Genomic DNA, 6473 nt, shown 5'->3' on the forward strand with positions numbered 1-6473 from the left:
GCAAGTCCGGCGAACACAACCGCCGGAAGATCGTCTAGGACAGACGTCAAGCATCACCCGACGCCAACCCGTCAACCATCAACTGAGACTCGACATGTCTCCATCCGCTCAGCGACCAGGCACTTGCCGGTGACCTGAAAGGCGGAAGCACGTCGGGCCGTGCCAGCCCATCCCGGGCGTAGGCGGGCCCTCCATTCGCACAGGCCGTAGGGCCCCCTCAGCCACAGCTGCTCCCTGGCAGTCCGCAGTCGGCAGCCACGCCGATGACACAGACGGTGCCGGCACCTCGGCTGGGTGCGCCCACTCTGGCGTGAACGCCCACGGTTACAATCACGCGTACGCAGGCGTACCCGGACAACCTTGCAGCGCGTCGCTGAGAGTTTCGGCACCGTCCAGGCCTGTCGCAGGAGAGCCGTATCCCGTCGTGGGGAACCCAACGACGAGGCGCCACGGTCCATTCCGCGTTCCGCGCTAGGTGCCCCAGTGTCGGCGAGCGTAAGCTGCGGCAGGTACTCCGCTCGGGCTTTGCGTAGTCCGACGCCGGCCTCATCCGGCGCTGGCACTGGGGACGCGGCGGGCTGCGGCTGAGGCGGCGGTGCTCCCGGCGTCGGCGGGGAGTTGATGTCGGCGGCCGGTGCCGGGGAGATCAACGTGCTGGGGGCGGGCAGTACGGGCGCGGGTTCGGGTGTGGTCGGCTTGGGCAGGGGTGGACTGGCCTCGCCGCTGGCGTGGATGCCGGACTTCGCCCACTCGCGGGCTTCGGCGTCGGAGAGGTTCAGCACCTGCGTCTCCTGGGCGCGGCCGCCGAGGACGACTGACGTCCTGACCCAGTTGAGCGGCCTTCGACCAGTCGGACTGCTCCACGGCGATTTCCGCGAAGTGGAGCCCCAGCCTTACGGGTCCGTGCTAGAACGCGAAGGACCGCCGCACCACCAGGGTGCAGCGGTCCCGTGATGCTCCGCGGTTCTAGGTGGCGGGCCTGGTGCGGGCCCCTAACCGACGTTGAGGTTGTCATCCACGAGGAACTCCGGGTAGCCGAAGACCTCACCGAGAGTGATGAAGGCTTCGCAGCGGTCCCGTCGATCGCAACAAAGTAGGCCTTCATCGCCCGGAGGAACAACCGAAACCCGAGATCCGCACAGGCTTCGGTCACCACCTGCTCGAGCGCAGCAACCAGGCCAGGTACCGACCCGGCGGTGGCAGCACGCTCCAGCCCGTCGGCGACCGCGCTGATCTGTTCCAGCGCACGTCCTCGCAAACCGGAATCCGTCACCGGTCGCGGCGGGGGCGGGTCGCAGACGGTGGCGTGGTCGCCCCAGGGCGTGTCGTCCAGCGGGCGGCCGGCGGCGCGGGCGAGGTTGGGACGAACTCAGGGCTGGTGCCACATCACTCGATTCCGAGGGGTCCGATGCCCAGGTCCTCACGCATGACGCGACGCATCTGCGCCATAGCCTTGCGTCGCCGCTCTATCAGGGGCGCGTCGTCGGCGGAGCCGACAGCCACTCCACGGGCATAGGCGTCGCGGATCGCGCGCAGGCGGTGGAACGCCTCGTTCCCCGCCTCCACGACCTGCGGGGGGCCCACGAGCCAGAGGCGTTCGCTCGCCGTGTAGATGCCGGTGCCGCGCACGGCTTCCCGCACCGCCGCGTCGCGCGCCGACTCGGACATGTGGTCGCCCAGGGCAACGGCCCGCATCTCCTCGCCCGCGGCTTTGAGGGCGGAAACATACTCCGTGTAGACCTCGCGCCGTACTTCCAGAGCATGCCTGGCTTCCTCCCGCCGCCACCGGTTGCGGTCGGCGATCAGAGTGGCTGCAATGCCGATGACGGCACCGGTCAGTGTCGAGAGCAGGGGCGTCCAGTCCATGTGTCGCAGCTTGTCGAAACCGGTGCGCTGGCACCAGTGCTTTCGCTACGCATGGCTGTGACCAGCACTTTGGAAACAGACCGTAGAACCCAAGCGCCGTCAGTGAGCCCGTTTTGGGCCGTCGCCGAGACCTGGCAACCGGCTCCACCGGCTGCGGCTTGGCGAACCTTCATATCTCAGCCTGACGACTCCTCGATCGCGCCTGGTGGGCACCCCCGCCCAGCATCGGGATCGGGGGGTGCCCGGTCGGGTCATGCTCGGGTGAGCACGATCTTCTTACCGCCGGCCCGTCCGGTAACCACCCGGGCGAAACGCAGCCGGTCCCTCGCTCAGCGGCAGGGGTTCCGGTGCGAGTTTCAAGGTTCCCGCGGCGGCCTGCTCCGCCAGCTGGACAAGCTGCGCGGCGTTGGGCTCGAAGTAGAGGTCCCAACTCGTGATGCCTCGTTCCTCCGGAGGCGCGTCCGAGGTCAGGGAGCACAGTCGGCCGCCGTCCCGCACCAAAGGCAGGGCGGCGTCCGCCGTGCTGGCGGCGATGATGAGGGCGGCGTCGAACCCGCCGCGTACCTTGGTCGACGAGTTCGGGTCGTGGTAGTCGACGACCATCATCGCTCCCAGACCGAGCAGGCGCTCTGCGGCGGTAGCAGACGCGGTCGCTGTCACCTCGATGCCCTTGGCCGCGGCAAGCTGGATGGTCAGGGCTCCGGTGGCCCCGCCTCCGTTGGTAATCAGGAGCCGCTGTCCTCGGCTGAGGTCCAGCTTTTCCAGGGCCTGCACCGCGGTGAGTCCGTTGACCGGCAGTGCCGCCGCGTGCACGGCGTCCAACCCGGGTGGGCAGGCTGCCGCGTGATCCACGTTGATCAGAACCTGTCGGCCCAGAAGCCGCTTCCCCCGGGCAGCGGGGCCTCGTGTGCAAGCACCCGGTCGCCCCACGGCAAACCCAGCTACTTCTGCAGGAAGAGGCTCAGCAGAGCCGTCACTTCCTTCGGCCTCTCCTCGTTCACGAAGTGGCCCGTATTCTTCAGGACTACTCCCTGGACGTTCGCGGCGTATTCATGCCACTGGTTGGGGACCCCTGAACCGAAGGAAAGCTGGCCACCGACCGCGAGGATAGGCATCTTCAACTTGCCCTGCGCAAGGAATTCCTTGTTCTGCTGAACGTCTGCGCGAAGCCCACGGTACACATTCATCCAGGCCGTCGCGCGGCCGGGCTCCTTCAGGAAGTGGGCGTAGTAGTCAAAGTCCGACGCCGTGAACGGCGACTTGTCGCCCGCGACGTACTCGAGCATCATGTCGTGGACGAGGACGCGTTCGTGACCAGCAATGAGCTTTTCAGCGAGGGGCAGCTGGAACAGGCCAAAGTGCCAAGGCGAGGGCTTGTTCGGGTCGGCGTTGAGCGCGGGGTAGCTGTAGATGCTCTTATCCGGGATGGGAGCTTCCATCACAGCCATGCTTCGCACCTCCGGCCGGAACTGCGCCGCATAGCCGTAGGCGACCCACATACCAATATCGTGGGCGACAACCTGCACGCCGTTGTTGAGCTTCAGCTGCGTCAGTAGCTGATGCACGTCCTTCGCCAACTGCGCCGCGTCGTAACCACTCTCGGTGACCTGGGACTGGCCAGCACCACGCAGGTCGACGGCGATCACGGTGTGCTTCTTGGAGAGCGGGCCCATCTCCTGCCGCCACTCACTCCAATCCTCGGGGAACCCGTGGATCATTACCACAGGTGAACCTTTGCCACCCCGCACATAGTGCATGCGAAAGCCATTTACTTCCGCGAACTTGGACTGAAAGCCAGCGGGTGGTTGAGACTGCGGGTAAGACGACGTGGACTGCGCCGCCACTGAGCCGTGCTCGCGACTCTCGCCCCATGCTCCGGAGCTCAAAGCCACGGAGCCCACCAGGAGAGCCACCACAGCCGTGATGAGCGCGACGAGCTTGTTGGTCTTTCTCATTCCGATGCGTGGATCTTCGCTGGACAGCTTGCTGTCGTTCACTTTCTTGTCCTTTCTCTGTGCGTTTCGGGTTCACTGCCGGCGCTGTGGACGCGGTGCCGACGTGCAAGGTTGCGGTCTTTCGATCAGGTGGGGATCGGCGCGGCCGACGCGGCGAACGCGGCCTCCAGGGGGACCACCTCGGGTGAAAATGTCTGCCGGAGCGTTCCGCCTCGGCGAGCCAGGTTGATCACCGTTGTCACGTCCAGTATTGAGCCTGTCATTGAGATTGTCCCCTTCCTCGTATGCGTGGTGGGTTTTGGTTTCCGGGTGGCGTTTAGATGAAGGTGAACAGCTGGTCAGCGTCGAATCGCGAGATCGGGCTGGTGTACACCCTTGCGAGGTCGGGGTAGCCGAGGGCCAGCAGCACGGTCGTGCTGTGTCCGGTCTCGCGGATCTTGAACGCCTTGTCGACACTGGTCGGGTCGAACCCCTCCAGCGGCGTGGCCTCGACGCCGAGTTCGGCGGCCGCCATCATGGTCAGGCCCACCGCCATGTAGGTCTGCTTCTCCATCCAGTGGCTCAGGTCCTTGTAGCCGTAGTTGCGCAGGTTGAGGAAGTCCCGGGTCATCGACTCCCACAGCTCCTGCTTTGACGGGTCAGGGAACCGGCCGTCGGCCCTCTCCTTCGTGAACACCGCCTCGAGGTGGCTGTCCGGCACATCTGCCCGGGTGGTGAGGATGACGGTGTGTGACGCGTTCAGGATCTTCTCGGCATTGTCCTGGAACCGCTCGCCCAGGTTGTTGGCGAGCCGCTCTTTGCCTTCGGGCGTGGCGAGGACGTAGAAGTGGTTCGGCTGGATGTTCACCGACGTCGGCGTGGAACGCAGGAACCTCAGCAGCTGCTGAAGGGTTTCCTCCGGAATGGTCTTGCTGGGGTCGAAATACCTGGTGAGATGCTTGTTCATGAGCTTGTCGAGATTCATGTCAATCCGCCTTCTTCTTGCAATCGGTAGATGAGGAGCGGTGGTTCGCAGGTTTTGGGCTAGTTCTTGCCGCGGGCAAGCAGTTCATCAATACGCTCGAAACTCATGCCTGTCGTGGCCGAGGCGACGTCGCCCGCGACGAGCGCCTTGGTGGCGTGTTCGAGGGCCCCCATCGCGTTCGCGTAGAGCATCGGACCCACGCTGATCCGCTTGACCCCGATCTTTTGCAGCTCCGGGACGGTCAGCACCTTGTCAGCCGGCGACGCCAGGACGTTGACCGGTTTCGGCGCGACCGCGGTCACGATCGCGACGAGCGCGTCGCGGTCGGGCGGGAACGGCGCGTAGAGCACATCCGCGCCGGCCTCGGCGAAGGCCGTCAGGCGCCGGATGGTGTCATCGAGATCGGGCCGCCCCTGGATGAAGTTGTCGGTCCGGCCAGTGACGACGATGCGTCCCTTGGCCGCGTTGACGGCGCTGCGTACGCGATTGACTGCCTCGTCGAAGTCGCGGATCGGTTGATCGGGATTGCCCGAGGTGTCCTCGATCCCGATACCGGCCAGGCCAGACGCCACGGTGGCCTGATCGGTCGCGGCGACGTCTTCAGGCGTGTCGCCGTAACCGTCCTCGAAGTCTCCGTTCACGGGCAGCCTGGTGAGTCGGCCGAGCAGCCGCGCATGCTCGAGGTGCTCGTCGCGGGTGACTTCGTGACGCCCGTCGGACCTGCCAAGCGTGCCAGCGAGCGCCGCCGACGATGTCACGATCGCCTCGAAGCCGGCATCAGCGCCGAGAGGCCGTCCCATGCGCTCGGCATGACGAACCCGCCGTCACGGGTGTGCAACGCCATGAATTTCTCGTAGAGCTCAGAGCCCGGCATGTGAAGCCCCTTCTTGAAAGATCACCGGATCGGTGAGAGGGGTACCGGGCCGAGTACGCGGCCCGGTACGTGGGTTCGAGCGGTCAGCCGGACGTACCGACCGAGCTGGCGGCGGGGATGTCGACGTCGGACTGGTTGACGTTGTTGATGAAGTTGGTGAGTAGGAATCGCACCGTCACCGCGACGATCGCCAGGATCTGCGGGTCGGTGTACCCGGCGCCTCGCACACCCGCGAGCTCGGCGTCGCTGACCCGCCCGCGGCTGTCGATCACCCGTTGGGCGAAGCGAGCGGACGCGGCGCGTTTGGGATCGACCGAGCTCCCGGCGCGGCCGAGCTCGATGTCTTCGCCTGACATGCCGCCGAATTCGGTCGCGACGTAGGTGTGCATCGCCAGGCAGTAACTGCAGCCGTTGGCTTGCGACACGGCCAGCGCGATGCTGTGCCGCGTCTTCGCATCGAGAACCCGGCTCAAGGTGCCTTGCAGAGTCGTGACGACCTCGAGAACGGTCGGGTTCGACGCGATGGTCTTGAACATGTTCGGGACGAAACCGAGCTGCGCACCAACGTTGTCGAGCATCTGCTGCGCGCCGGCGGGCACATCCTCTCGAGGGGGAACGTTCAGTCGTGACGTGGCGAATCGACCTCCGGTCGGGGTGTGAGTAGTAGCCATCGAGCTCGGGTCGGGCTCGTGGTGCTTCAGAGCTCCGCCGCAGGCCTTAGAGGTCATCTCATTTGGGGTGTTCGATAGGCTATAGGCGTGGGGATCGTTGAGCGGCTGGTGCCGGATGAGCTGTGGGAGTTGTTCCAGCGAGT

The 6473-nt window shown here is 65.7% G+C and carries 6 protein-coding genes; all 6 read right to left on the reverse strand.

Going from position 1 to position 6473, the window contains the following annotated elements:
* Nucleotides 1–1386 precede the first annotated feature (1386 nt).
* Nucleotides 1387–1866 (reverse strand): hypothetical protein, encoded by a 480-nt coding sequence (locus ACWCQS_RS45915; protein ID WP_451009980.1) that lies wholly within the window; start codon nt 1864–1866, stop codon nt 1387–1389.
* Between the two features lie 276 nt (nt 1867–2142).
* Nucleotides 2143–2718 (reverse strand): zinc-binding dehydrogenase, encoded by a 576-nt coding sequence (locus ACWCQS_RS45920; RefSeq protein ID WP_451009981.1) that lies wholly within the window; start codon nt 2716–2718, stop codon nt 2143–2145.
* Between the two features lie 89 nt (nt 2719–2807).
* Nucleotides 2808–3863 carry an alpha/beta fold hydrolase gene (locus ACWCQS_RS45925; protein WP_451009982.1) on the reverse strand — a complete coding sequence of 352 codons (1056 nt, stop codon included), beginning with the start codon at nt 3861–3863 and terminating at the stop codon, nt 2808–2810.
* A gap of 274 nt (nt 3864–4137) precedes the next feature.
* Entirely contained in the window at nt 4138–4785 is a 648-nt protein-coding gene (locus tag ACWCQS_RS45930) for a nitroreductase family protein (protein WP_388635113.1), read from the reverse strand.
* A gap of 59 nt (nt 4786–4844) precedes the next feature.
* A complete protein-coding gene (locus tag ACWCQS_RS45935; protein WP_451009983.1) occupies nt 4845–5585 on the reverse strand; it encodes an isocitrate lyase/PEP mutase family protein in 741 nt (246 codons plus the stop codon).
* Nucleotides 5586–5742: 157 nt separating this feature from the next.
* Nucleotides 5743–6473: carboxymuconolactone decarboxylase family protein (locus ACWCQS_RS45940; RefSeq protein WP_451009984.1), on the reverse strand; the 731-nt coding region annotated here is incomplete at its 5' end.

The organism is Streptomyces sp. NPDC002076, assembly GCF_053593835.1.